This window comes from Amycolatopsis sp. NPDC059235 (assembly GCF_042754125.1).
Lineage (GTDB): Bacteria > Actinomycetota > Actinomycetes > Mycobacteriales > Pseudonocardiaceae > Amycolatopsis > Amycolatopsis albidoflava.
On sequence record NZ_JBHZAG010000014.1, the window covers coordinates 59,435 to 82,764 of the forward strand.

The window sequence follows — 23,330 nt, forward strand, 5'->3', positions numbered from 1 at the left end:
GTCTCAGTCGATATCCCCGGTCAGATAACGCTGCAACGTAGGCGCCACCGCCGCGACCAACGTGTCGACCTCCGCCTCCACCATCGGCGAGAACCGCGCCACGTACCGGATCAACCCCATCCCCACCAGCTGCGAGGCGCACAACGCCACCCGCAGCTCCCGCCGGTCGCCGCCGAGGTCGCTGATCAGCCCGGTGAAAAACTGCGAGAAGAACTCGCGCAGCACGGTGCTCGCCGCCTCGTGGCTGGCGATGCTGCGGATCAGCGCCTGGAACGTGTCGCCGCCGACGCCGTCCCAGCGGGTCAGGAACGTGTGCACGATCCGGGCGCCCAGTTCGTCGATCGGGCCGTCGTGCAGGACCGTGACCAGTTCCGCCGGTTCGAACGGCAGTTTCAGCACCGCTTGGGCGAACAGGCCTTCCTTGCCGCCGAACCAGTGGTTGACCATCGCCGCGTCGACGCCGGCGCGCGCGGCGATGGAACGGACCGTCGCGCGTTCGTAGCCGTTCTCGGCGAACACCGTGCGGGCGGCTTCCAGCAGCACCGCGCGGGTGTCCTGACCAGCGGGGCGGCGGCCGCGGCGGCGCGCGGTAGTGTCTTCGGTGCTCACCGGACCATCTTGACCGGTCGCCGCCTCGAATTCAACAGTCATTGAATTGAGAGCCCGCTGACCGGCGGACGCGGCCGTAGCGGCACAATGAGAGGCATGGTCAGCTCAGCAGCCACGTCCACGGCCGGGCCCGGCCCGGTCAGCCCGTCCCGAGACGACTTCCGCGCGCTGGCCGAGAGCCGCCGCGTGATCCCCGTGGTGCGCCGGGTGCTCGCCGACGGCGAGACCCCGCTGGGGATTTACCGCAAACTCGCCGCCGACCGGCCCGGCACCTTCCTCTTCGAATCGGCCGAGAACGGGAAATCGTGGTCGCGCTGGTCGTTCGTCGGAGTGCGCAGCCCGGCCGCGCTCACCGTGCGCGACGGCAAAGCGGTCTGGACCGGCACCCCGCCGGACAACCTGCCCACCGAGGGCGACCCGCTGCAGGTGCTGCGCGCGACCGTCGAGGCGCTGCACACCGAACCGCTGCCCGGCCTGCCCCCGCTGACCGGCGGAATGGTCGGCTACCTCGGCTACGACTCCGTGCGCTGGCTGGAAAAGCTGCCCGAGCTGGCCGAACGGGACCTCGACATCCCCGAGCTGACCATGCTGCTCGCCACCGACCTGGCCGCGTTCGACCACCACGAAGGCACCGTCACGCTGATCGCCAACGCGGTCAACTGGGACGACTCGGCCGAGCGCGTGGACGCCGCGTACGACGACGCGCTGGCCCGGCTGTCCGCGATGACCGAGCAGCTGCGGGTGCCCGCGCCGCCGACGGTCGCGACCTTCGACCGTCCCGCGCCGGAATTCCGCCGCCACCGCACGAAGGAAGACTTCCACGCGGCCGTCGACAAGGCGGTCGAGGCGATCAAGGCAGGCGAAGCGTTCCAGGTCGTGCCGTCGCAACGGTTCGAGATCGAAACCGGGGCCGACGCGCTCGACGTGTACCGCGTCCTCCGCACCTCCAACCCGAGCCCGTACATGTACCTGCTGCGGCTGGAGGGCTTCGACATCGTCGGCTCCAGCCCGGAATCGCTGGTGACCGTCCGCGACGGGCGCGCCACTACGCATCCCATCGCGGGCACCCGCTGGCGCGGCGCGGATCCGGAGGAGGACGCGCAGCTGGGCAAGGACCTGCTCGCGGACGAGAAGGAACGCGCCGAGCACCTGATGCTCGTCGACCTCGGCCGCAACGACCTCGGCAAGGTCTGCAAACCGGGCACCGTGCACGTGGTCGACTTCTTCCAGATCGAGCGCTACAGCCACGTCATGCACATCGTGTCCACGGTGACCGGCGAGCTGAAGGACGACGCCACGGCCTTCGACGCGGTCACCGCCTGCTTCCCGGCGGGCACGCTGTCCGGCGCGCCGAAGGTGCGTGCGATGCAGCTGATCGAGGAGCTGGAACCGGTGCGCCGCGCGCTGTACGGCGGCGTCGTCGGCTACCTGGACTTCGCCGGCGACGCGGACACGGCGATCGCCATCCGCACCGCGCTGATGCGCGACGGGACCGCGTACGTCCAGGCGGGCGGCGGCGTGGTCGCGGACTCGGTCCCGGATTACGAGGACACCGAATCGCTCAACAAGGCCCGCACCGTGCTGTCCGCGATCGCCGCGGCGGGCACGATGATCCCGGCGGGGGAGCTGGACCCGGCTGAGGACTCGGCCGGTGTCTGAGCGGGCGGGGGAGGCGGAACCACGGCGCGGCGAGGCGCGCGAGACTGCTGCGGCGCGCGATGCGGTCGAACCGGCGGATGTCGGTGAAAAATCGTCTGGTGCGGGGAAAACCGCTGCCGGAGAAGTCGCTTGCAACGTGAAATCGCAGCCGGAAGCCCAGTCCGCCGCCGCGTCGGCCCGCCGTCCACTGTGGACGATCATCCTCGCCCTCCTGCTCGGCGCGCTGGCCCTCTGGGGAGCCTCCCGGATGGTGTGGTTCGCCGAATTCCGCGACGAGGGCGTGCGCGGGACCGTGCTGTACACCGAACCCGGCGAACAGCGCTCCACCGCGCTCGTGCCGCTCGCGATCCTCGCGCTCGCGGGCGTCGCCGGCGCCATCGCGACCGGCGGCTGGCTGCGCCGCGCGCTCGGGATCGTGCTGGTGCTGGCCGGTGCGGCGGGCGTCTGGAGCGGCGTCGACGGGATCGAATTCGGCGGTTTCGCGCCCGGGCTGCCCGGCACGGAAATCGTGCTCGGCCACCTGATCGCGGTGCTCGGCGGAATTCTTGTCGCACTCGGCGGGTTGGCAGCGATCAAGTGGGCGGGAGCCGCGCGCAAGCTCGGCGCCCGTTACGCCGCACCGGGAGCCAAGGCGGCGCGGAAGGATCCGGACACCGAGCTGTGGGAGGCGCTGTCGGAGGGGGACGACCCGACCGACGGCGGCGATCCGCGGCGCTGAGCAACCCGGAACCGGCCGGTCCTCGAGCGGGGGTTAGCATCGTTTCGGCGGGAAGGGGAAGGTTTTTGTGAGCGAGCTTGCGAGTGGACCCAGGAGTGCGGCAGCGGGTAGGGGCGTCCGATGAGCGTGCTCGAAGACATCGTCGCCGGCGTGCGCGAGGATCTCGCGCAGCGGGAATCCGCGCTGCCGTTCGACGAACTGAAGGCCAGGGCGGCCAAGGCCGTCCCGCCGCGTGACGTGATGGCGGCGCTGCGCGAATCCGGCATCGGCGTCATCGCCGAGGTGAAGCGGCGCAGCCCGTCCAAGGGCGAGCTGGCCACGATTCCCGACCCGGCCGCGCTGGCGCGGGACTACGAGGACGCCGGCGCGCGCGTGATCAGCGTGCTGACCGAGCAGCGCCGCTTCGGCGGATCGCTCGCCGACCTCGACGCGGTGCGCGCCGCGGTCGACATTCCCGTGCTGCGCAAGGACTTCATCGTCAGCCCGTACCAGGTGCACGAGGCCCGGCTGCACGGCGCGGACATGGTCCTGCTGATCGTCGCCGCGCTGGAGCAGAACGCGCTCGCCGCGCTGCTCGACCGCGTCGAATCGCTCGGCATGACCGCGCTCGTGGAGATCCACAACGCCGAGGAGGCCGACCGCGCGCTCGAAGCCGGCGCGAAGGTCATCGGCGTCAACGCGCGCAACCTGCACACCCTCGAAGTGGACCGCGACGTGTTCTCCCGCCTCGCGCCCGGCCTGCCGATGGACGTGTTCAAGGTCGCCGAGTCCGGCGTCCGCGGCCCGGGCGACCTGATGTCGTACGCCGGCCACGGCGCGGACGCGGTGCTCGTCGGCGAGGGCCTGGTGGCCTCCGGCGACCCGAAGGGCGCGGTCGTCAAGCTCGTCACCGCCGGTTCGCACCCCGCCTGCCCGAGGCCCTCGCGGTGACCGAACGCGGCAAGCACGACCCGGACGAGCGCGGCTACTACGGACCGTACGGCGGCCGGTTCATGCCGGAAGCGCTGATCGGCGTGGTCGACGAGGTCGCGGCGGAGTACGAGAAGGCCCGCCACGACCCCGCGTTCACCGGGGAACTGAACCGGCTGCTCACCGAGTACGCGGGCCGTCCGTCGCTGCTCACCGAGGCCAAGCGGTTCGGCGAGCACGCCGGCGGCGCGCGGGTGTTCCTCAAGCGCGAGGACCTCAACCACACCGGTTCGCACAAGATCAACAACGTGCTGGGCCAGGCGCTGCTCACCGTGCGGATGGGCAAGAAGCGCGTCATCGCGGAGACCGGCGCGGGCCAGCACGGCGTCGCCACGGCCACCGCGTGCGCGCTGCTCGGCCTCGACTGCGTCGTGTACATGGGCGAGGTCGACACCGAGCGGCAGTCGCTGAACGTCGCGCGGATGAAGCTGCTCGGCGCCGAGGTCGTGCCGGTGAAAACCGGGTCGCGCACGCTGAAGGACGCGATCAACGAGGCCCTGCGGGACTGGGTCACCAACGCGGACACCACGCACTACCTCTTCGGCACCGCCGCGGGCCCGTACCCGTTCCCGATGATGGTGCGCAATTTCCACCACGTCATCGGCGAAGAGGCGCGGGCGCAGATCCTGGAGAAGGCGGGCCGGCTGCCGGACGTCGTCGCGGCGTGCGTCGGCGGCGGGTCCAACGCCATCGGCATCTTCTCCGGCTTCTACGACGACCCGTCGGTGCGGCTGGTCGGCCTGGAGCCGGGCGGCGAGGGCATCGAGGGCAACCGGCACGGGGCGACGCTCACCAAGGGCACCCCCGGCAACCTGCACGGCGCGATGTCGTACCTGCTTCAGGACGAGGACGGCCAGACGGTCGAGTCGCATTCGATCTCCGCCGGGCTCGACTACCCGGGCGTCGGCCCGGAACACGCGTGGCTCAAGGACTCCGGCCGCGCCGAGTACCGCCCGGTCACCGACGCCGCCGCGATGGACGCCTTCCGGCTGCTGTCGCGCACCGAGGGCATCATCCCGGCGATCGAATCGGCGCACGCGCTCGCCGGCGCCCTGGAACTGGGCCGCGAGCTGGGCCCGGACGGCTTGATCGTGGTCAACCTGTCGGGCCGGGGCGACAAGGACATGGACACCGCGGCCCAGTGGTTCGGGCTCGTGGACGGGGAGGACAAGTGAGCGGCCTCGACGAGCTGTTCGCGGCGACGCGGGCGGAACAGCGGGCCGCGCTGGTCGGCTACCTGCCCGCCGGATTCCCGTCTGTCGACGGCTCGAAGGACCTGCTGGCCGCGACCATCGACGGCGGCGCGGACCTGGTCGAGGTCGGCGTCCCGTACTCCGACCCGGTCATGGACGGCCCCACCATCCAGGCGGCCGCCGAGGCGGCGCTGGCGAGCGGATTCCGGCTGAAGCAGCTGTTCGAGGTCGTGGAATCGGTGTCCGCGCGCGGCGGTCGGGCTGTGGTGATGACCTACTGGAACCCTGTGCACCGGTATGGGGTCGACGCGTTCGCGCGCGACCTGGCGTCCGCCGGCGGCCTGGGCTTGATCACGCCGGATTTGATCCCGGACGAGGCCGACGAGTGGATGGCCGCGTCCGCCGCTCATGGCTTGGACCGGATTTTCCTGGTCGCGCCGTCGTCGTCGGAGGAGCGCCTGGCGAAGACCACGGCGGCCTCGTCGGGCTTCGTGTACGCGACCGCAGTGATGGGCGTGACCGGCGCCCGCGACGCGGTCGGTGTGCACGCTGAGGACCTGGTGCGGCGGACTCGGGAACACACCGAGCTGCCGATCGGGGTGGGCCTCGGGGTCCGTTCGCGGGAGCAGGCCGCGCAGGTGGCCGGGTTCGCGGACGCGGTGATCGTCGGATCCGCGCTGGTCACGGCCGCGGCGGACGGTCCCGATGGGGTGGCGAAGCTGGCTTCGGAGCTGGCGCAGGGCGTGCGCGAGGCGGTCGCTCCGGCCTGATCCCGGGTCGATCGCCGGAAACTGTCGGTGGTCGTTCGTACTCTCTCGGTATGCAAAAGAACCGAGAGGGAGAACGGAGATCATGGCAGACTGGACCCGGCACGAAAGACCGAGCGCAGGCGGAGGTGACCTGTGTTGGCAACACCGACGGGCCTTGAGTTCCGCGTCACCGCTCCGCCCGGTGGCTGGACGGTGGAAAGCGTTCTCGAGCTGCCCGACGAAGAACGAGCGCGCAACGTTGTCGAACTCGTCGACGGGGTGCTGCACGTGAGCCCGCTGGCGAGGCTCGAGCACCAGCGGCTGGTCGGCCGGTTGTGGGGTCGGCTGAGCCCGGGAGCCGCACCCCGCTTCGAGGTGCTGCCCGGAGCGAATCTCGTGCTGGGCAACCGGAACGACCGGTTGCTGATCCCCGATCTCGTCGTCACCACGGTGCCCGGCCTCGAAGGGGTCAGCCTGACTGAGAAGCAAGTGCTGCTCGTCGCCGAGATCGAATCGCCGTCCACCAGGGTGCAGGACCGGATCTTCAAGAAAGCCCTCTACGCCGAAGCGCTCATCCCGTACTACCTGCTCGTCGACCCGGAGCAGGAGGCCGCCACCGTGTACGCGCTTTCCGACGGCGAGTACCTGCCGCACGCGAAGAGCGAGGGCGGGGTGCTCATGCTGGCCGAACCGTTCCCCGCAGAGCTGGATCTGCGCGCCTGAGCGGCCGGTTGTACGCATCGTGTACGCCGTCCGCGCACAGTGCGGCGCATGGCTTTCGACATCGGACAGGTTCCCCGGAGGACGTTCCTGCGCGGGGCGGCCGGCGTGAGCGCTGCCGCGGCGGCGGGGCTCGTGCTGCCCGGCCTCGCGCACGCCGCGGCGGCGCCGCGCATCTACAGCTGTGCGGAATGGGGTGCGCGCCCGCCCGCGGATCCGCTCACCACGCTCGACCATCCGGCCAATCGCGTGCTCATCCACCACATCGACTGCCCCAACAGCACCGACTACTCGCTCGAGCACGCGTTCCAGGTCGCGCGCAACGACCAGGCCGACCACATCGACAACAACGGCTGGTCCGACACCGGCCAGCACTTCACCGTCTCTCGCGGCGGCTACCGCCTCGAAGGACGGCACGGCAGCCTGGACGCGTTGCGCAGCGGCAAAAAGATCGTCCGCGCGGCGCACTGCCCCGGGCAGAACGACAACGCGATCGGCATCGAGAACGAGGGCACCTACATGCAGGTCGCCCCGCCGAAGGCGCAGTTCGATTCGCTCGTGGTGTTCGTGGCGTACGTGTGCCGCCAGTACGGCATCCCAGTGAAGGAAATCAAGGGACACCGCGACTTCTACAACACCGACTGCCCGGGCGACAAGCTGTACGCGATGCTGCCCGAACTGCAGTCCCGGGTGGCGGCCTTGCTTCGTTGAACCGGGTCAGTGCAGGAAACGCATCACCTGGCACAACTCCTTCGGTTCCAGCGACCCCAGCTCGGCCACTTCAGCACGACGGACGTCCGCCAGCGTCGTGGCCAGCTGGGGTCCGAACGCGCCCGGCAGCACGTCGTCGGCCTCGAACGCGGCGATCGCCTCCGACAGCGACTGCGGCAGCCGCGAGACTCCAGCTGCCGCAGCGTCCTCGGGGGAAAGCGAACCCGGGTCCACACTGACTGGTTCCGGCAAGCGCGCCGCAGCGTCGATGCCCGCCTGTCCGGCGAAAAGCAGCCCCGCCACCACCAGATACGGGTTCGCGGTGAGGTCGAAGCACTTAACCTCCAGGTTCGCCGCGGTGTCGCGCTGTCCGGCCGCGCCGCGGATCAGCCGTAGCGGTGCTTCGCGGTTTTCCAGTCCCCACGCGGTAAACACGCCTGCCCAGTGGTGCGGTTCCAGCCGCAGATAGCTGACCACCGACGGCGCGCCGACCGCCAGCAGCGCGGGCAACCGGCGGAAAATGCCCGCACCAAAGGATTCCGCGGTCGAGCTCAGTCCGAACGCGCCAGTCCCGCCCGCGCACAGGTTCCGTTCGCCGTCCCAGAGGCTCAGGTGCACATGCCCGCCATTGCCCACACCGCCTGGCTCGAACTTCGGCGTGAACGACGCCCGCATTCCGTGCGCGGCGGTCACCGTCCGGACGGTTTCCTTGGTCAACACAGCTAAATCGGCTGCGCGTACTGGATCCGTCGCGGCGATCGACAGCTCGAACTGGCCCGCCGCGTATTCCGGGTGGATCTGTTCCGCCTGCACGCCGCAACTGTCCAAAGTGGACACAATCGCGCGGAGGTACTCGTGGTTCGCGCTCAACCGGGAGTATCCGTAGGCCGGGCCCGGCAGCGGGATCCCGTCCGTGTCGGTCGCGACCCACTCCAGTTCGAAGGCCATCCGCGCGGTCAGGCCGCGGTCGGCGAGCTGTGCCACGGCGGCCGCGGCGAGACCCCGGGTGTCCTGCGGGTGCTGGTGCCCGTCCTGGTCGTACCGCCACGCCGGGGCCCATGCCCAGCCGGGCTGGGCGGCGAGGACGGTGAGCGCGTCGAGGTCAGGGTGCAGCCGGAGGTCGCCGACCGGGCCGAGGGAATGCTCGCCGTTCGCGATGCTGTCGGTACCGAGGAAGAAGTCGAACGAATTCGACGCGCCGACGCCCCACGCCGCGACCGTCGCCAGCCTCGCCACCGGAACCGCCTTGACCCGCGAAATCCCGGAATTGTCGACGAAACTCAGCGCGACGAGCTCGACGCCCGCCTGCTCCATCCGGCTGGCTGCCGCCGCGCCGAGTTCAGCGAGCCGGTCGCGGTCGAGTCCGGCGGAGGGCGAGAAAGGGGACGACAAGGGTTTCTCCTTCAACGCTGGATGGGAGGTTCAGCCGGTCGAGGTTGGACGGAAGCGACGACCGTTTTAGCCGCTCGCGGTCGAGTGTGGCGGCGAACGAGGCGCTCCCTCCACACCGCACGAGAGAGTTCAGCCGGTCGGCGCTCGCTCTCCGCACCGCTCGGACGGTTCACTGTGTACTCCTCGGGAAAGGAGCGCATCCGTGTCCGGAGACCGTCCCGAATTGCGGCGCACCCTGTCGGTCTGGCAGGCCGTCGGGCTGTCCGTCGCGCTCATGGCACCCAGCATGGCCGCGAACATCAATCCACAGCAAACAGCGACGGCCGCCGGGCGCGCGGTTCCGCTGGCCTTCCTGCTCTCGGCGGCGGGGGTGCTGCTGGTCGCGTACGGCTTCGTCCAGCTCTGCCGCCATTACCAGCACGCGGGGTCGGTCTACGCGTTCGTCGGCGCGACCCTCGGCCCGCGCGCGGGCGTCGTGTCCGGAATCGGGCTGCTCGGCACCTACACCTTCTACGCGGTAGTCACCAGTTCCGCCGCGGGTGTGCTCGGCACCGCGTTCTTGACACAGGTCGGGATCTGGCCGCACCCGCCGTCGTGGGGGCCGTTCGTGCTGACCGCCGTCGCGCTGATCGGCAGCTGGCTGCTCGCGGTCGCGCCGGCTCGTCGCGGCACCAGCACGTTGCTCGCCGTCGAGGGCGCGACCATCGCGCTCATCCTGCTGGTCACCGTGGTCATCCTGGTCCGGCTGATCGCCGGAGACGCTCCCAGCGGACAGTTCACGCTGCGGGTTTTCGTACCGGACACCGGAGTCTCCGGCATTTTCCTCGGCGCGGTGTTCGGTTTCCTGTCGTTCGCCGGTTTCGAGGCCGCAGCGACGCTCGGCGAGGAAACCCGCGACCCGCGCCGCAACATCCCGCGCGCGATCCTCGGCACGGCCATCTTCGGCGGTGCCTACTTCGTGCTCGTGACTGCCGTCGAGATGATGGCCTTCGGCGGCGACGCCACGGCGTTCCACAATTCCCCGTCACTGCTGGGCGACCTCGGCAGCCGCTTCGTCGGACCGTGGGTCGGCGATGTCATCAGCGCGGGCGCCGCGATCAGCGCGTTCGGTTGTTGCCTCGCCTGTGTCGTCGGCGGCTCGCGGCTGCTCTTCGCCCTCGGCCGCGACGCGTTCGACGGACGCGGCATCGGCCGGATCTCCGCCAAGGGCACTCCCGCCGTCGCCGTGACCGCGGTCGCGCTCGCGGCGGCGCTGATCATCTTGGTGTGCGCGGTGTTCTTCGGCGCCACCGCGGACGACACCTTCGCCTGGGCGGGATCCATCGGCACCTTGATCCTGTTGGTGATCTATCTGCTCACCACGCTCGGCGCGATCCTGCTGCTGTTCGTGCGACGGCGGATGCGCGTGCCGTGGTGGCACTTGGCGTTCCCGGTCGGCGCGTTGGTTCTGCTCGGCTACACCGTGTACGTCAACGTCGTGCCGTATCCGACCGACGGCCCGGCGCGGTGGTTCCCGGTCGTGGCGGCCGGGGTGCTCGTGCTGGCTGTCGTCGTGGTCGCCTCAGCGCCTCGATTCGCCCGTAGGGTGGGGGAGAGGCTCGCTGAAGGAGAGGCATGACCGGACTGCTCGATTTCGTCGCGGACCTGCCGCTGGTCGACCATCACTGCCACGGCGTGCGCACCGGCGGCGTCGACCGCGACGGGTTCGAGCGGATGCTGACCGAGGCGGACACCGTGTCGCCGCTGGGGACGTCGCTGTTCGACTCGCTGATCGGCCTGTCCGTGCGCGAACGCTGCGCGCCGATCCTCGACCTGCCGAAACACGCCCCGGCCGACGACTATCTCGCGCGGCGCGGCGAACTGGGCGCGGCGGAGGTCAACCGGCGGTTCCTGCGCGGCACCGGCAGCACGGATTACTTGCTGGACGGCGGTTTCCTGCCCGAATCCCTCACCACCACGAAGGACTTCGCCGAACTGGCCGACGCTCGCGCGCACGACATCGTCCGGCTGGAACAGGTCGCCGAAGACGTCATCCGCGAGACCAGTGCCGCCAGCTTCGCCGAGGACTTCGCCGCTGAACTCGACCGCCGCACGAGGAACGCGGCGGGCGTGAAGTCGATCGCCGCGTACCGGGTCGGGCTGGAGCTGTCCGGCGAACGCCCGGCCCCGGCCGAGGTCGAAGCCGCCGCCGGACGCTGGCTGGCCCGGATCGAAGCGGGCGAACCGGTCCGGCTGGCCGACGAGGTCCTGCACCGCCACCTGATCTGGGCCGGAATCGACCGGCGGCTCCCGGTGCAATTCCACGTCGGCTACGGCGATTCCGACGTCGACCTCCACCGCTGCGATCCCTTGCGGCTCACCGGTTTGCTGCGCGCGACCCGCGACGCGGGCGTCCCGGTCCTGCTGTTGCACAATTATCCGTTCCACCGCAACGCCGCCTACCTCGCGCAGGTCTTCGAGCACGTCTTCGTCGACGTCGGCCTCGTCACGCACAACGCGGGCTTCCGCGCGCCCGCCATCCTGGCCGAGACGCTGGAGCTGGCGCCGTTCGGGAAGCTGCTGTTCTCCACCGACGCGTTCGGCCTGGCCGAGCTGTATCACCTGGGCACCGCGCTGTTCCGGCAAGGCCTGTCCGACTTCCTGCGCACCGCGCTCGCCGCGGACGCACTGTCCGAAGTGGACGCGATCCGGCTGGCTCGCTTGGCCGGGCACGAGAACGCGGCCAGGATCTACCGGCTGGAGCGGACATGAACGACCTGGTCGAGGCCTGGCGCGCGGCGGTGGCGGAGGAATTGCCCGCCGCGGTGGAATTGCGGCACCGGATTCACGCCGATCCGCGCGTCTCCGGCGACGAAGACGACACCGCCCGGACCGTGGCTGCTGCGTTGGGAGAGGGCGAACGGGTCGCGAAAACTGGGCGGCTCATCGAAATCTCCGCACCGCACCCAGGCCCGGCTGTAGCCCTGCGCGCCGAACTGGACGCTCTGCCGGTCGTCGAGCGCACCGGCGTCGAATGGGCCGCGAACACCGGCCTGATGCACGCCTGCGGCCACGACGTCCACCTCGCCGCCCTGACCGCGGTCTGCCGGGCGGCGCGGCGCGTCGAGCTCCCGCGTCCGCTGTTCGCGATCCTGCAGCCGCGCGAGGAAACGTCTCCCTCCGGGGCGCTCGACCTGGTCGAATCGGGCATTCTGGAAGAGCGCGGCATCGACACGGTGATCGGCGCGCACGTCCAGCCGCGGCTGCCGTACGGCGTCGTCTCGGCCGCGCCCGGGCCGGTGAACGCGTCCACCGACGAGTTCGAGGTCGTGGTGCACGGTCAGGGCGGCCACGCCGGATATCCGCACCTGCTGCGCGACCCGGTGCTGGCGCTCAGCCAACTGGTGGTGAGCCTGCAGCAGGTCGCGAGCCGCCGGATCGACCCGATGCACGGAGCTGTCTGCACGATCGGCCGGCTCAGCGCGGGCACGGCGGCGAACGTCGTGCCGAATACGGCGTCGGCGTTTGGTTCGCTGCGGCTGATGCGCGCGAGCGATCGCGAACGAGCGCTGGAGGCGCTCGACGAGGTCGTGCACGCCACCGCGCGCGCCTACGGATGCACCGCGGACCTGCGGATCAGCCCGTGCGAGCCCGTCCTGGTCAACGATCCGGCGCTGGCCGCGGCCGCGCGGATCTGGCTCGAACGCGCGGGCGTGGACGTCGACGTCGATTTCCGGTCGTTCGGCGCGGACGATTTCGCGCATTACTGCGGCGACGGAATCCGCGGCCTGATGCTGTTCGTCGGCCTCGGCGAGACCGCGGGCGCGCCCAGCCTGCACGGCGAAACGTTCCTGCCCGAGGACGCCGCGGTCGGCCAGGTCGCGGACGCGCTGCTGGCCGGATACCTGGCCGCGGCCTCCGACCAGGAGTACGCAGTGTGACCCCGGACGGCCGTGACCGGGCTGTGACCGGGTCTTGACTAAGGGTTCCGCGGCTCCCGGACCACGACCGGAGCCCGACGCGCTACGGTGGCCGCGTGTACTCCGCAGCGTTCCTGGCCACGATCCCGAGCCCCGACCAAGGCGTCTGGCACCTGGGCCCGATCCCGATCCGGGCGTACGCGCTCTGCATCATCGCCGGCATCATCGTCGCGATCTGGTGGGGCGAGCGGCGCTGGGAGGCCCGGGGCGGCACGAAGGGCACCGTGCTCGACATCGCGGTGTTCGCGGTGCCGTTCGGCCTGGTCGGCGGCAGGTTGTATCACGTCATCACCGACCCTGAGCTGTACTTCACCGAGGGCAAGAACCCTTGGAACGCCTTCGCCATCTGGGACGGCGGCCTCGGCATCTGGGGCGCGGTCGCGCTCGGCGCCGTCGGCGCGCTGATCGCCTGCCGGCGCCGGGGGATCCCGCTGCCCGCGATGGCCGACGCGATCGCGCCCGGCATCATCGTCGCGCAGGCGATCGGGCGGCTCGGCAACTACTTCAACCAGGAGCTGTACGGCGCGCACACGGACCTGCCGTGGGGCCTGGAGATCTACCAGCGCTTCAACCCGGCCACCGGAGCCCCGGACGCCCTTGGCGGCGTCGCGACCGGGCACATCCCGCTGCCGGACAGCCCGGTGCACCCGACGTTCCTGTACGAGCTGGTCTGGAACCTGCTCATCGCGCTGCTCGTGGTGTGGGCGGACCGCAAGTTCAAGCTCGGCCACGGCCGCGCGTTCGCGCTCTACGTCGCGGGCTACACCGTCGGCCGCTGCTGGATCGAGCTGATGCGCACCGACACCGCCAACCACATCCTCGGCCTGCGGGTCAACGTGTGGACGTCGATCCTGCTGTTCATCGGCGCGATGGCGTACTTCGTCGTCGCGGCCAAACGCGGCCCGCGCGAAGCCCCGGAGACGTTGCGCAGCAAGGGAGACGAGCAAGACGCCGCCGTCGAGTCCACTTCGGACGCCCCGGAGCCGAAGCCGGAACCGACCGAAAAGGACACCACCGCGGAAGACACTGTGGACGCCGGATCTTCCTCCGGGGAGAACGGCAAGTCCGAGAAGCCTTAGGCGCTGCGCCGAAAAGAGGTCCCCGCCCGAGTTGGGCGGGGACCTCTTTTCGCGTGGTCGGCCGAGGTCCGTGAGGGGAACCCTGAGGGACTCAGAGTCCCTGAGGGTTCCCCTCACGAACTTCTGCGAGAGCGGAGCGGGTTCAGCCGAGGAATGAGCCGCCGAAGTAGTCGTCGTCATCGCCGGAGTCCTGACGACGGCGGCGGCCCGACGACGGCGGCGGCTGAGGCGCGGCGCGCTTCGGCCGGTCGCCGCGGTCGGCGAGGGGATCGGCGAAGTCGTCCTCCGGCTCCGGTTCCGGGGCGCGATGCCTCGGCGGCGCAGGAGGAGCCGGCGGCGCGGGCGGCTCTTCCTTCTCCGGAGCCGGAGACGGAGCCGGAGGAGGCGGCGGAGTCCGGTCGGCGAGCGGATTCTCGTTCGAGTACTCGGCCGGTCCCGGCGCGGGCGGGGCCGGGGGCTGCGGACGGCCGCTGCTGGCCAGCGGGTCCGCGGCGGAGAACCCGGCGGGCTTGTCCGGCGCGTCCGGATACGTCGTGCGTCCGGTGTCCGACAGCGGATTCCCGGCGCCGCCGGTGCGCGCCTCGAGGATTTCTTCGGGAGTCTGGCCCTCCTCCAATTCCTCGAGGATGTCCTTGGCCTCGCTGAGCTTCTCGTCGGCGAGAGCGCGGACCTCGGGGTCGGCGAAGGCCCGGCCCGCGGCGACGTCCTCCCAGGAGAATTCGCCCGCGTCCACCTTCCGCTTGATCAGCCGCAGCTGAGCGGGGGCGTCGGGACGCGAGGCGGCCTTCTTGATCGCCTCGATCCGTTCCGGGGTGTCGGTTTTCGGCAGCGGGCGGAGCTTGATCTTCTCCAGGTCCTTCAGCAATTGCTGGGACTTGCGCACGGTCCGGTCGAGCGCGGCCTCGGCCTCCCGCAGCTCAGGCGTCTTCCACGAATCGTCCGCGGTCGCGGGTTGCGACATCTCGGCAGTTCCTCCTTAGTCGATGCGGCCGTGGATCCGCCCGCTCGCCGAGCGGCGGGGCGGATGGGACGGCGGGTGGTTCGCGGGCGGGTGATTCGGTTGCGACGGCGGGTGATTCGGCTGCTGCGGAGGCTGGTGGTTCTGCTGGTTCTGCGGGGGCTGGTGCTGCGGACCGTCCGGTTGGGACCGCTGGTCCTGCCCCCGGTCGCCCGAGCCCTGCGACCGGTCCCCGTCGTTGCCGGAGCGGTCGTCCCCGGAGCGCCGGTCGCCGCCTTCCCCGGAGGGACGGTCGCCTTCCCCGTCCCCGGAGTCGCCGCCTTCGCGCGAGCGCCGGTTCTCCGCGTGCGCCTCGCGCGACTCGTTGACGCCGTCCTTGCCCGCCTGCACGGCGTCTTTCGCGTCCTGGCCGATGCCCTTGGCGTTGTCCTTGATGTCGCCGACGTCCCCGCCGATGTTCTTCGCGATGTCGACGAGGTCGCCGATGCTGCCGACGTCCTTGATCTTCTGCAGCTGCGACCCGATGTCCTTGATCGAGTTCCAGATGTCCTGGACCTTCGTGATGATGTCCTGGATCATCTCGATGATCGAGATCAGCGCGTTGATCAGCGGCAGCAGTTCCGACAGCGCGGTGATCGCGTCGGCGATCCAGCCCGCGATCGGGACGCACGCCTCGGCGGCCATCACCAGCAGCCGGTCGATCAGGCTCTTCAGCAGGTCCAGCGCCTTGGCCGCGAGCTTCTTCGACGTGTCCGACAGCAGGTCGAAGCCCTTGGCGATCAGCGACGCGATCCCGGCCTCGGCGGCGAGCCCGGCCCGCCACCCGGCCTGCACGTAGGCCTTGTGCTCCAGGGAAGCCATGCCGTGCCAGGAATCGCTGACGGTCTTCTCGTTGGCGACCATCACCTCGGAGAACGCCTTCATCGCCTCGGAGATGTTGCGCCACGCCTCGGCGTCGGCCGACATCTTCGAGAAGTCGCCGGTGAGCGGTTCGATGAACTGCTGGGTCAGCGTCGTGCCGGTGAACTTCTGATACACCCACTCGACGGCCATCACCTCGACGCCGGCGTCCTTCACCAGCGCCTGGACGTCCTCGCCGGAGGTGTCTTCCGGCGGCTGCAGCAGTTCGACGATCGAATCGCCGCGGTCGAAGTCGCCGGTGCCGCCGGGGACCCCGCCTGGGTCTCCGCCCGAACCCCCGGTGTTGCCCTCGCCGCCGTTGCCGCCGCCTTCGCCGCCCTCGCTGCCGGAGCCGCCTTCGCCGCCCCCTTCACCGCCTTCGCTGCCGGAGCCGCCCTCGTCGCCGCCCCGGCCGCCGCCTTCGTCGCCGCCCTCGTTGCCGCGATCGCGACCTCGGCCGTCGCCGCCTTCTTCGCCGCTGTCCTGGCCGTCGCGACCGTCCCGGCCATCACGACCATCCCGGCCATCACGGCCGTCGCGACCGTCCCGGCCGTTGCCGTCGTCATTGGACTGGCCGCGGTGCCTGCCATTGCCGTTGTCGTCGCCGGAGTTTCCCCCGGTGCCGCTCGGATGCGTCTGGTCGTCCCCGCCGGACGGACGGCGCCCGTCCGGACCGGTGCCGTCGGGATGGTTCCCGCCAGGATGGCCGGGCTGATTCCCGCCAGGATGGCCGGGCTGATTCCCGCCGGGAGGCGGCTGATTGCCGGGATGCGGCTGGTTGCCCCCGGGGTGCGGTTGGGTGCCGCCGGGGCGGGACGGCGGATGCGTCGTCCCCGTTCCCCCGGGGTGGTGGCCGCCGCCGTGCCCGCCGCCGTGCCGTGCCATGTCTTGTCCCCCTCGTCAGAACCGTGTGGTGCGGATGCGCATCAGGCCGCGCCGCGGCCGGAGTCGATGCCGTCGAACTGGTCGATGAACTTCTGGAGCAGCTGCGCGGAATTCGCGTCGTGGTGCGCGTAGGCCTGCGCCGCCTGCTTGACCCCGTCGGACAGCGAGGTCAGCCGTGAGTGGCCGAAATCGAGCGTGCCGCCGTAGAGGTTCCCGACCAGCTGCACCACCGGCTGCAGCACCACGAACAGGCCGGTGAAACCGGACGTGTCGCACGCGGTGGAGCGCATGTAGTCGTTGATCTTGCTGATCTTCTCGTGGAGGCTGTCGAGCACCTCGGCGTACTGGTTCATCGTCTCGACGTCGACTTCTATGCCGGACATGAAAGAAACCGCCCTCCCCGTGAGCTATTCGGTTGCCGAACACTATGGCAACCGACGATCACCGAGTGTGGGCGGTTCCCGGAAATTTGTGCGATTACCTGGGAGGACCGGACGAAGGGGACGAAGCGGACGCATCGACTTCGTCACGTGACAGGTGCGCGACGCCGCTTCGGGGCTTATGCTTCGCGGACCGAAGCATCGGGAACCCATCCGGAACTATGTCGTTCCGCGCTGCCGGATCGTTACCGTTCTTCCCCGTTCGGGGAGCTCCGAGGCGCTGCTGGGGTGTTTCCCAGGTGTTAAAGTCGCGCTAACAAGCGGGCCATCGTCGTCCCGTGCGCTCCCCGCGGCCGGTTCGCCGGCCACCGCACGAAACGACGAAGGAGGTCCCTTTTCCATGATCTTCTCCGCCATCCCCGGCAAGCAGGGTCTGTACGACCCGGACACCGAGCAGGATTCCTGCGGCGTCGCCATGGTCGCCGACGTCCAGGGCCGCCGTACGCACGGGATCGTCACCGACGGTCTCGCCGCGCTCACGAATCTCGACCACCGCGGCGCCGCGGGTGCCGAGCCGACGAGCGGCGACGGCGCCGGGATTCTGCTGCAGCTGCCCGACGAACTGCTGCGCGCCGAGGCGGGATTCCCGTTGCCCGCCGACGGCGGATACGCCGCCGGGATCGCGTTCCTTCCCGCCGAGGACGAGCAGCGCCGCAAGGCGATCGGGCTCACCGAACGGATCGCGGCCGAAGAAGGGCTCGCCGTCCTTGGCTGGCGCGAGGTTCCGGTGGACACCGACGGCGCGGAGATCGGCCCCACCGCGCGTTCGGTGATGCCGCACTTCGCGATGCTGTTCGTGTCGTCCCCGCACGGCGAAACCGGCCTGGAGCTGGACCGGCTGGCCTTCTGCCTGCGCAAGCGCGTCGAGCACGAAAGCCTCGCTTCCGGCTGCGGCACCTACTTCCCGTCGCTGTCCGCGCGCACGATCGTCTACAAAGGCATGCTCACGCCCGAGCAGCTGCCCCGGTTCTTCCCGGATCTGCGCGATTCCCGGCTCGCCAGCGCGATCGCGCTCGTGCACTCCCGGTTTTCCACCAACACTTTCCCGTCGTGGCCGCTCGCGCACCCGTTCCGGTTCGTGGCGCACAACGGCGAGATCAACACGATCCGCGGCAACCGCAACCGCATGCGCGCCCGCGAGGCACTGCTCGAATCGGACCTGCTTCCCGGCGATCTTTCGCGGCTGTACCCGATCTGCTCGGCCGACGCGTCGGACTCGGCGTCCTTCGACGAGGTGCTGGAGCTGCTCCACCTCGCGGGCCGTTCGCTGCCGCACGCGGTGCTGATGATGATTCCGGAGGCGTGGGAGAACCACACCTCGATGGATCCGGAACGGCGGGCTTTCTACCAGTTCCACGCCAGCCTGATGGAGCCGTGGGACGGCCCGGCGTGCGTCACCTTCACCGACGGCACGCTCGTCGGCGCGGTCCTCGACCGCAACGGACTGCGCCCGGCGCGCTGGTGGCACACCGCCGACGGCCGCGTCGTGCTGGCCAGCGAGGCCGGAGTCCTTGACGTGGCCCCGGAAAACGTCGTCGCGAAGGGCCGGCTGCAGCCGGGCCGGATGTTCCTCGTGGACACCGCGGCGGGCCGGATCGTGGACGACGAAGAGGTCAAGTCCGCGCTGGCGCGCAAGCAGCAGTACACCGACTGGCTGCACGCCGGGCTGCTCAAGATCGCCGAGCTGCCCGACCGCGACCACGTGGTGCAGAGCCACGATTCGGTGCTGCGCCGCCAGCTCGCTTTCGGCTACACCGAAGAAGAACTGAAGATCCTGCTCGCGCCGATGGCCGCCAACGGGGCCGAGCCGATCGGGTCGATGGGTTCGGACACCCCGGTCGCCGTGCTGTCCAAGCGGTCCCGGCTGCTGTACGACTATTTCAAGCAGAACTTCGCGCAGGTGACCAACCCGCCGCTGGACGCGATCCGCGAAGAGCTCGTCACGTCGATGAGCCGGATCATGGGGCCGGAGCGCAATCTGCTCGCTCCCGGGCCCGCCTCCTGCCGGCACCTCAACCTGCCGTACCCGGTGATCGACAACGACGAGCTGGCCAAGCTCATCCACATCAACGACGACGGCGACCTTCCCGGTTTCGCCTGCAGTGTCCTTTCCGGACTGTACGAAGTGGACGGCGGGGCGGACGCGCTGGCGGCGGCGATCGAGCGGGTGCGGCGCGACGCGTCCGAGGCGATCGCGGCGGGCGCGCGCACGCTCGTGCTGTCCGACCGCGATTCCGACCACCGGATGGCGCCGATCCCGTCACTGCTGCTGGTTTCCGCGGTGCACCACCATCTGGTGCGCACCAAGGAACGGCTGCGCGTCGCGCTGGTCGTGGAGACCGGCGACGCCCGCGAGGTGCACCACATCGCGCTGCTGCTGGGCTACGGCGCGGCGGCGGTGAACCCGTATCTGGCCTTCGAAACCATCGAAGACATGATCAGCCAGGGCGCGATCACCGGCATCGAACCGGCGAAGGCCGTCCGCAGCTACGTGCAGGCGCTCGTCAAGGGCGTCCTGAAGATCATGTCCAAAATGGGCATCTCCACGGTCGGCGCGTACACCGCGGCGCAGGTCTTCGAATCCCTTGGCCTGAGCCAGGAACTGCTCGACGAGTACTTCACCGGAACGTCGTCGAAGCTCGGCGGCGTCGGGATGGAGGTGCTCGCCGAGGAGGTCGCGGTGCGGCATCGCCGGGCGTACCCGGACAACCCGACCGATCGGGTCCACCGCGGACTCGAGACCGGCGGCGAGTACGCGTACCGCCGCGAGGGCGAGCTGCACCTGTTCACGCCGGAGACGGTTTTCCTGCTGCAGCACGCGTCGAAGACCGGCCGCGACGAGGTGTACCGCGAGTACACCGAAGAGGTGCACCGGCTCTACCGCGAGGGCGGCACGCTGCGCGGGCTGTTCAAGTTCCGCGACGGCGCGCGCGAGCCGATTCCGCTGGACGAGGTCGAGCCCGCGTCGGCGATCCTGCGCCGGTTCAACACCGGGGCGATGTCGTACGGCTCGATTTCGGCCGAGGCGCACGAAACTCTCGCCATCGCGATGAACCGCATCGGCGGCCGGTCCAACACCGGCGAGGGCGGCGAGGACCCGGAGCGGCTGTACGACCCGCAGCGGCGCAGCGCGATCAAGCAGGTCGCGTCGGGCCGGTTCGGGGTCACCAGCGAATATCTGGTGAACGCGGACGACATCCAGATCAAGATGGCGCAGGGCGCGAAGCCGGGCGAGGGCGGGCAGCTGCCGCCGAACAAGGTGTACCCGTGGATCGCGCGCACGCGGCATTCGACGCCGGGCGTCGGGCTGATTTCCCCGCCGCCGCACCACGACATTTACTCCATTGAGGACTTGGCGCAGCTGATCCACGACCTCAAGAACGCCAACGAGAAGGCCCGCATCCACGTGAAGCTGGTGTCCTCGCTGGGCGTCGGCACGGTCGCGGCCGGCGTGTCCAAGGCGCACGCGGACGTCGTGCTGATTTCCGGGCACGACGGCGGCACCGGCGCGTCGCCGATGAACTCGCTCAAGCACGCCGGGACGCCGTGGGAGATCGGGCTCGCCGAAACGCAGCAGACGTTGCTGCTCAACGGTTTGCGCGACCGGATCACGGTGCAGGTGGACGGTGCGATGAAGACCGGCCGCGACGTCGTGATCGCGGCGCTGCTCGGCGCCGAGGAATACGGTTTCGCGACGGCTCCGCTGGTGGTGGCGGGCTGCATCATGATGCGCGTCTGTCACCTCGACACGTGTCCGGTCGGCGTCGCGACGCAGAGCCCGGAGCTGCGCAAGCGCTACACCGGACAGGCCGACCACGTGGTGCGGTACTTCGAGTTCGTCGCCGAAGAAGTGCGGGAAACCCTGGCACAGCTGGGTTTCCGCACGCTCGACGAGGCGATCGGGCACGCCGAGATGCTCGACACCGACGAGGCCGTGCAGCACTGGAAGGCCTCCGGTCTCGACCTCGGCCCGGTCTTCGACATGCCCGCGGAAACGCCGTACGGCGGCTCGAAGCGGCGCGTGCGCGAGCAGGACCACGGCCTGGCGCACGCGCTCGACCGCACGCTCATCCAGCTCGCCGAGGCGGCGCTGGAGGACGCGCATCCGGTGCGCCTGGAGCTGCCGGTGCGCAACGTGAACCGCACCGTCGGCACGCTGCTGGGCTCGGAGATCACCCGCCGCTACGGCGGCGAGGGCCTGCCGGACGGCACGATCCACGTGCTGCTCACCGGTTCGGCCGGGCAGTCGCTTGGCGCGTTCCTGCCGCGCGGCATCACGCTGGAAATGGTCGGCGACGCCAACGACTACGTCGGCAAGGGCCTGTCCGGCGGCCGGATCGTGGTCCGCCCGCATCCGGACGCGAGCTTCGCCGCCGAACAGCAGACGATCGCGGGCAACACGCTGGCCTACGGCGCGACGTCCGGCGAGCTGTTCCTGCGCGGGCAGGTCGGCGAACGGTTCTGCGTCCGCAACTCCGGCGCGACGGTCGTGGCCGAGGGCGTGGGAGACCACGCTTTCGAGTACATGACCGGCGGCCGCGCGGTGGTGCTCGGCCCGACCGGGCGGAACCTGGCGGCCGGGATGTCCGGCGGCAGCGCGTACGTGCTCGACCTGGACCGCGCGAAGGTCAACCAGGACATGGTGGACCTGCTTCCGCCCTCGCCGGAGGATCTGGCCTGGCTCAAGCAGATCGTGCAGCAGCACCACGACCTCACCCGCTCGGCCGTGGCCGCGTCGCTCCTGGGCGACTGGACCCGGCGCGCGGCGGCGTTCACCAAGGTGATGCCGCGCGACTACCAGCGGGTCATCGATGCGGCGAAGGCAGCTCGCGCTGCTGGCCGCGATGTCGACGAAGCGATCATGGAGGCGGCTCGTGGCTGACCCCACCGGTTTTCTGAAGCACGAACGGCAAGAACCGAAGAAAAAGTCTTACGAGGAACGGCTTTCCTCGTGGGGCGAGGTCTATGCGGACGTCGCGCCGGAAGAGCGCAACGAGCAGGTGCGTACGCAGGCGTCGCGGTGCATGGACTGCGGAATCCCGTTCTGCCATTCCGGCGGTTCCGGCTGTCCGCTGGGCAACTTGATTCCGGAATGGAACGACCTCGTCCGCCGCGGCGACTGGGCGGCGGCCAGCGATCGCTTGCACGCCACCAACAATTTCCCGGAATTCACCGGGAAGCTGTGTCCCGCGCCGTGCGAGGCGGGCTGCGTGCTGTCGATCTCGCCGCTGTCCGGCGGGCCGGTCGCGATCAAGCGCGTCGAAGAGACGATCGCGACGCAGTCGTGGGAAGCCGGATACGTGCAGCCGCAGGTGGCTGAGGTGTCCTCGGGCCGCAAGGTGGCCGTCGTCGGCTCGGGTCCCGCCGGGCTCGCCGCGGCGCAGCAGCTGACCCGCGCGGGCCACGAGGTCACCGTGTTCGAGCGGGACGACCGGCTCGGCGGCCTGCTGCGGTACGGCATTCCCGAGTTCAAAATGGAGAAGAAGGTCCTCGACCGGCGCCTGGCGCAGCTGCGCAAGGAGGGCACGAAGTTCGTCACCGGCTGCGAGGTCGGCGTCGATCTGACGGTGGAAGACCTGCGCGCGCAGTACGACGCGGTGGTCCTCGCCGTCGGCGCCCTGCGCGGCCGTGACGACCGCACCACGCCGGGCCGTTCGCTCGACGGGATCCACCTGGCGATGGAACACCTGGTGCCGGCCAACAAGTTCGTGGAAGGCGACGGCCCGTCCCCGGTCGACGGATGCGGCAAGCACGTCGTGATCATCGGCGGCGGCGACACCGGCGCGGACTCCTACGGCACCGCCACCCGCCAGGGCGCGCTGTCGGTCACCCAGCTCGACCAGTACCCGACGCCGCCGCAGACCCGCGACGACGAACGCTCCCCGTGGCCGACCTGGCCGTACATCCTGCGCACCTACCCGGCGCACGAGGAAGCGGGCGAGCGGAAGTTCGCCGTGGCGGTCAAGCGGTTCGTCGACGACGGCAACGGTCGCGTGAAAGCCGTGGAACTGCAGGAAGTCCGCGTGCAGAAGGACCCGGAAACCGGCCGCCGCGAGGTGCTCCCGGTGAACGACGAGGTCGAAACGCTGCCCGCGGACCTGGTCCTGCTGGCGATCGGCTTCGAAGGCGTCGAGGAAATGCCGCTGCTGGAAGGCCTGGACCTGACCCTGACCCGCCGCGGCACCCTGTCGTGCGGCTCGGACTGGCAAACGGAGACTCCCGGAGTCTTCGTCTGCGGCGACGCCCACCGCGGCGCGTCGCTGGTCGTGTGGGCCATCGCGGAAGGCCGCTCCGTGGCCGCCGCCGTGGACACCTTCCTGACGGGCGCTTCGGACCTGCCCGCCCCCGTGCACCCGACCGCATTGCCGCTCGCGGTGGTGTGATCGGTC

Annotated in this window: 18 protein-coding genes; 13 read left to right on the plus strand and 5 right to left on the minus strand. The window is 70.3% G+C overall.

What is annotated here, in order from left to right; genetic code table 11:
* Positions 1 to 3 precede the first annotated feature (3 nt).
* A complete protein-coding gene (locus ACFXI3_RS12755; protein ID WP_378399617.1) occupies positions 4 to 609 on the minus strand; it encodes a TetR family transcriptional regulator in 606 nt (201 codons plus the stop codon).
* Between the two features lie 96 nt (positions 610 to 705).
* On the opposite strand from ACFXI3_RS12755, the gene ACFXI3_RS12760 reads away from it, so the two are divergent.
* The 7 genes from ACFXI3_RS12760 to ACFXI3_RS12790 all read left to right on the plus strand — a co-directional run bounded on the left by ACFXI3_RS12760 (position 706) and on the right by ACFXI3_RS12790 (position 7,328).
* A complete protein-coding gene (locus ACFXI3_RS12760) occupies positions 706 to 2,268 on the plus strand; it encodes an anthranilate synthase component I (protein WP_344268114.1) in 1,563 nt (520 codons plus the stop codon).
* 136 nt (positions 2,269 to 2,404) lie between these two features.
* Positions 2,405 to 2,986: a Trp biosynthesis-associated membrane protein gene (locus ACFXI3_RS12765; protein ID WP_344268112.1), complete on the plus strand. Its 582-nt coding sequence runs from the start codon at positions 2,405 to 2,407 to the stop codon at positions 2,984 to 2,986.
* A gap of 120 nt (positions 2,987 to 3,106) precedes the next feature.
* Positions 3,107 to 3,916, plus strand: a complete 810-nt coding sequence (gene trpC / locus ACFXI3_RS12770; protein ID WP_009074973.1) for an indole-3-glycerol phosphate synthase TrpC — start codon at positions 3,107 to 3,109, stop codon at positions 3,914 to 3,916.
* Positions 3,913 to 5,130 carry a tryptophan synthase subunit beta gene (gene trpB / locus ACFXI3_RS12775; protein ID WP_377925986.1) on the plus strand — a complete coding sequence of 406 codons (1,218 nt, stop codon included), beginning with the start codon at positions 3,913 to 3,915 and terminating at the stop codon, positions 5,128 to 5,130. The genes trpC and trpB overlap by 4 nt, the downstream gene beginning before the upstream one ends.
* Positions 5,127 to 5,918 (plus strand): tryptophan synthase subunit alpha, encoded by a 792-nt coding sequence (trpA, locus tag ACFXI3_RS12780; protein WP_344268110.1) that lies wholly within the window; start codon positions 5,127 to 5,129, stop codon positions 5,916 to 5,918. The genes trpB and trpA overlap by 4 nt, the downstream gene beginning before the upstream one ends.
* 135 nt (positions 5,919 to 6,053) lie before the next feature.
* Positions 6,054 to 6,620, plus strand: coding sequence for a Uma2 family endonuclease (locus ACFXI3_RS12785; RefSeq protein WP_378399618.1), 567 nt, complete (start codon positions 6,054 to 6,056; stop codon positions 6,618 to 6,620).
* Between the two features lie 48 nt (positions 6,621 to 6,668).
* Positions 6,669 to 7,328 carry a peptidoglycan recognition family protein gene (locus ACFXI3_RS12790; protein WP_344268106.1) on the plus strand — a complete coding sequence of 220 codons (660 nt, stop codon included), beginning with the start codon at positions 6,669 to 6,671 and terminating at the stop codon, positions 7,326 to 7,328.
* A 6-nt stretch (positions 7,329 to 7,334) separates the two neighbouring features.
* Here the strand turns inward: ACFXI3_RS12790 and ACFXI3_RS12795 are convergent, their stop codons facing one another.
* Entirely contained in the window at positions 7,335 to 8,642 is a 1,308-nt protein-coding gene (locus ACFXI3_RS12795; RefSeq protein ID WP_378399660.1) for a glutamine synthetase, read from the minus strand.
* Positions 8,643 to 8,922: 280 nt separating this feature from the next.
* Between ACFXI3_RS12795 and ACFXI3_RS12800 the strand changes: the two genes are divergently transcribed.
* The 4 genes from ACFXI3_RS12800 (at position 8,923) to lgt (ending at position 13,758) form a co-directional block, all read left to right on the plus strand.
* Positions 8,923 to 10,338 (plus strand): APC family permease, encoded by a 1,416-nt coding sequence (locus ACFXI3_RS12800; RefSeq protein ID WP_378399619.1) that lies wholly within the window; start codon positions 8,923 to 8,925, stop codon positions 10,336 to 10,338.
* The gene (locus tag ACFXI3_RS12805) at positions 10,335 to 11,471 is read left to right on the plus strand and encodes an amidohydrolase family protein (RefSeq protein ID WP_378399620.1); all 1,137 of its coding nucleotides are present in this window, start codon (positions 10,335 to 10,337) and stop codon (positions 11,469 to 11,471) included. The genes ACFXI3_RS12800 and ACFXI3_RS12805 overlap by 4 nt, the downstream gene beginning before the upstream one ends.
* Complete coding sequence (locus tag ACFXI3_RS12810) at positions 11,468 to 12,640, plus strand: M20 family metallopeptidase (protein WP_378399621.1); 1,173 nt, start codon at positions 11,468 to 11,470, stop codon at positions 12,638 to 12,640. The genes ACFXI3_RS12805 and ACFXI3_RS12810 overlap by 4 nt, the downstream gene beginning before the upstream one ends.
* Positions 12,641 to 12,735: 95 nt before the next feature.
* The gene (lgt, locus tag ACFXI3_RS12815) at positions 12,736 to 13,758 is read left to right on the plus strand and encodes a prolipoprotein diacylglyceryl transferase (protein ID WP_378399622.1); all 1,023 of its coding nucleotides are present in this window, start codon (positions 12,736 to 12,738) and stop codon (positions 13,756 to 13,758) included.
* 142 nt (positions 13,759 to 13,900) lie between these two features.
* On the opposite strand, the gene ACFXI3_RS12820 is transcribed toward lgt, so the two are convergent.
* From ACFXI3_RS12820 to ACFXI3_RS12830, 3 genes are read right to left on the minus strand one after another with little or no spacing between them, the layout of a single operon-like run.
* Positions 13,901 to 14,719, minus strand: coding sequence for a hypothetical protein (locus tag ACFXI3_RS12820; RefSeq protein ID WP_378399623.1), 819 nt, complete (start codon positions 14,717 to 14,719; stop codon positions 13,901 to 13,903).
* A gap of 15 nt (positions 14,720 to 14,734) precedes the next feature.
* Entirely contained in the window at positions 14,735 to 16,501 is a 1,767-nt protein-coding gene (locus ACFXI3_RS12825; RefSeq protein ID WP_378399624.1) for a hypothetical protein, read from the minus strand.
* Between the two features lie 41 nt (positions 16,502 to 16,542).
* Positions 16,543 to 16,884: a hypothetical protein gene (locus ACFXI3_RS12830; protein WP_344268093.1), complete on the minus strand. Its 342-nt coding sequence runs from the start codon at positions 16,882 to 16,884 to the stop codon at positions 16,543 to 16,545.
* Between the two features lie 397 nt (positions 16,885 to 17,281).
* Between ACFXI3_RS12830 and gltB the strand changes: the two genes are divergently transcribed.
* Together gltB and ACFXI3_RS12840 are read left to right on the plus strand one after the other, a co-directional pair.
* Positions 17,282 to 21,823, plus strand: coding sequence for a glutamate synthase large subunit (gene gltB / locus ACFXI3_RS12835; protein WP_378399625.1), 4,542 nt, complete (start codon positions 17,282 to 17,284; stop codon positions 21,821 to 21,823).
* Positions 21,816 to 23,324 carry a glutamate synthase subunit beta gene (locus ACFXI3_RS12840; RefSeq protein ID WP_378399626.1) on the plus strand — a complete coding sequence of 503 codons (1,509 nt, stop codon included), beginning with the start codon at positions 21,816 to 21,818 and terminating at the stop codon, positions 23,322 to 23,324. The genes gltB and ACFXI3_RS12840 overlap by 8 nt, the downstream gene beginning before the upstream one ends.
* The last annotated feature ends 6 nt before the right edge of the window (positions 23,325 to 23,330 follow it).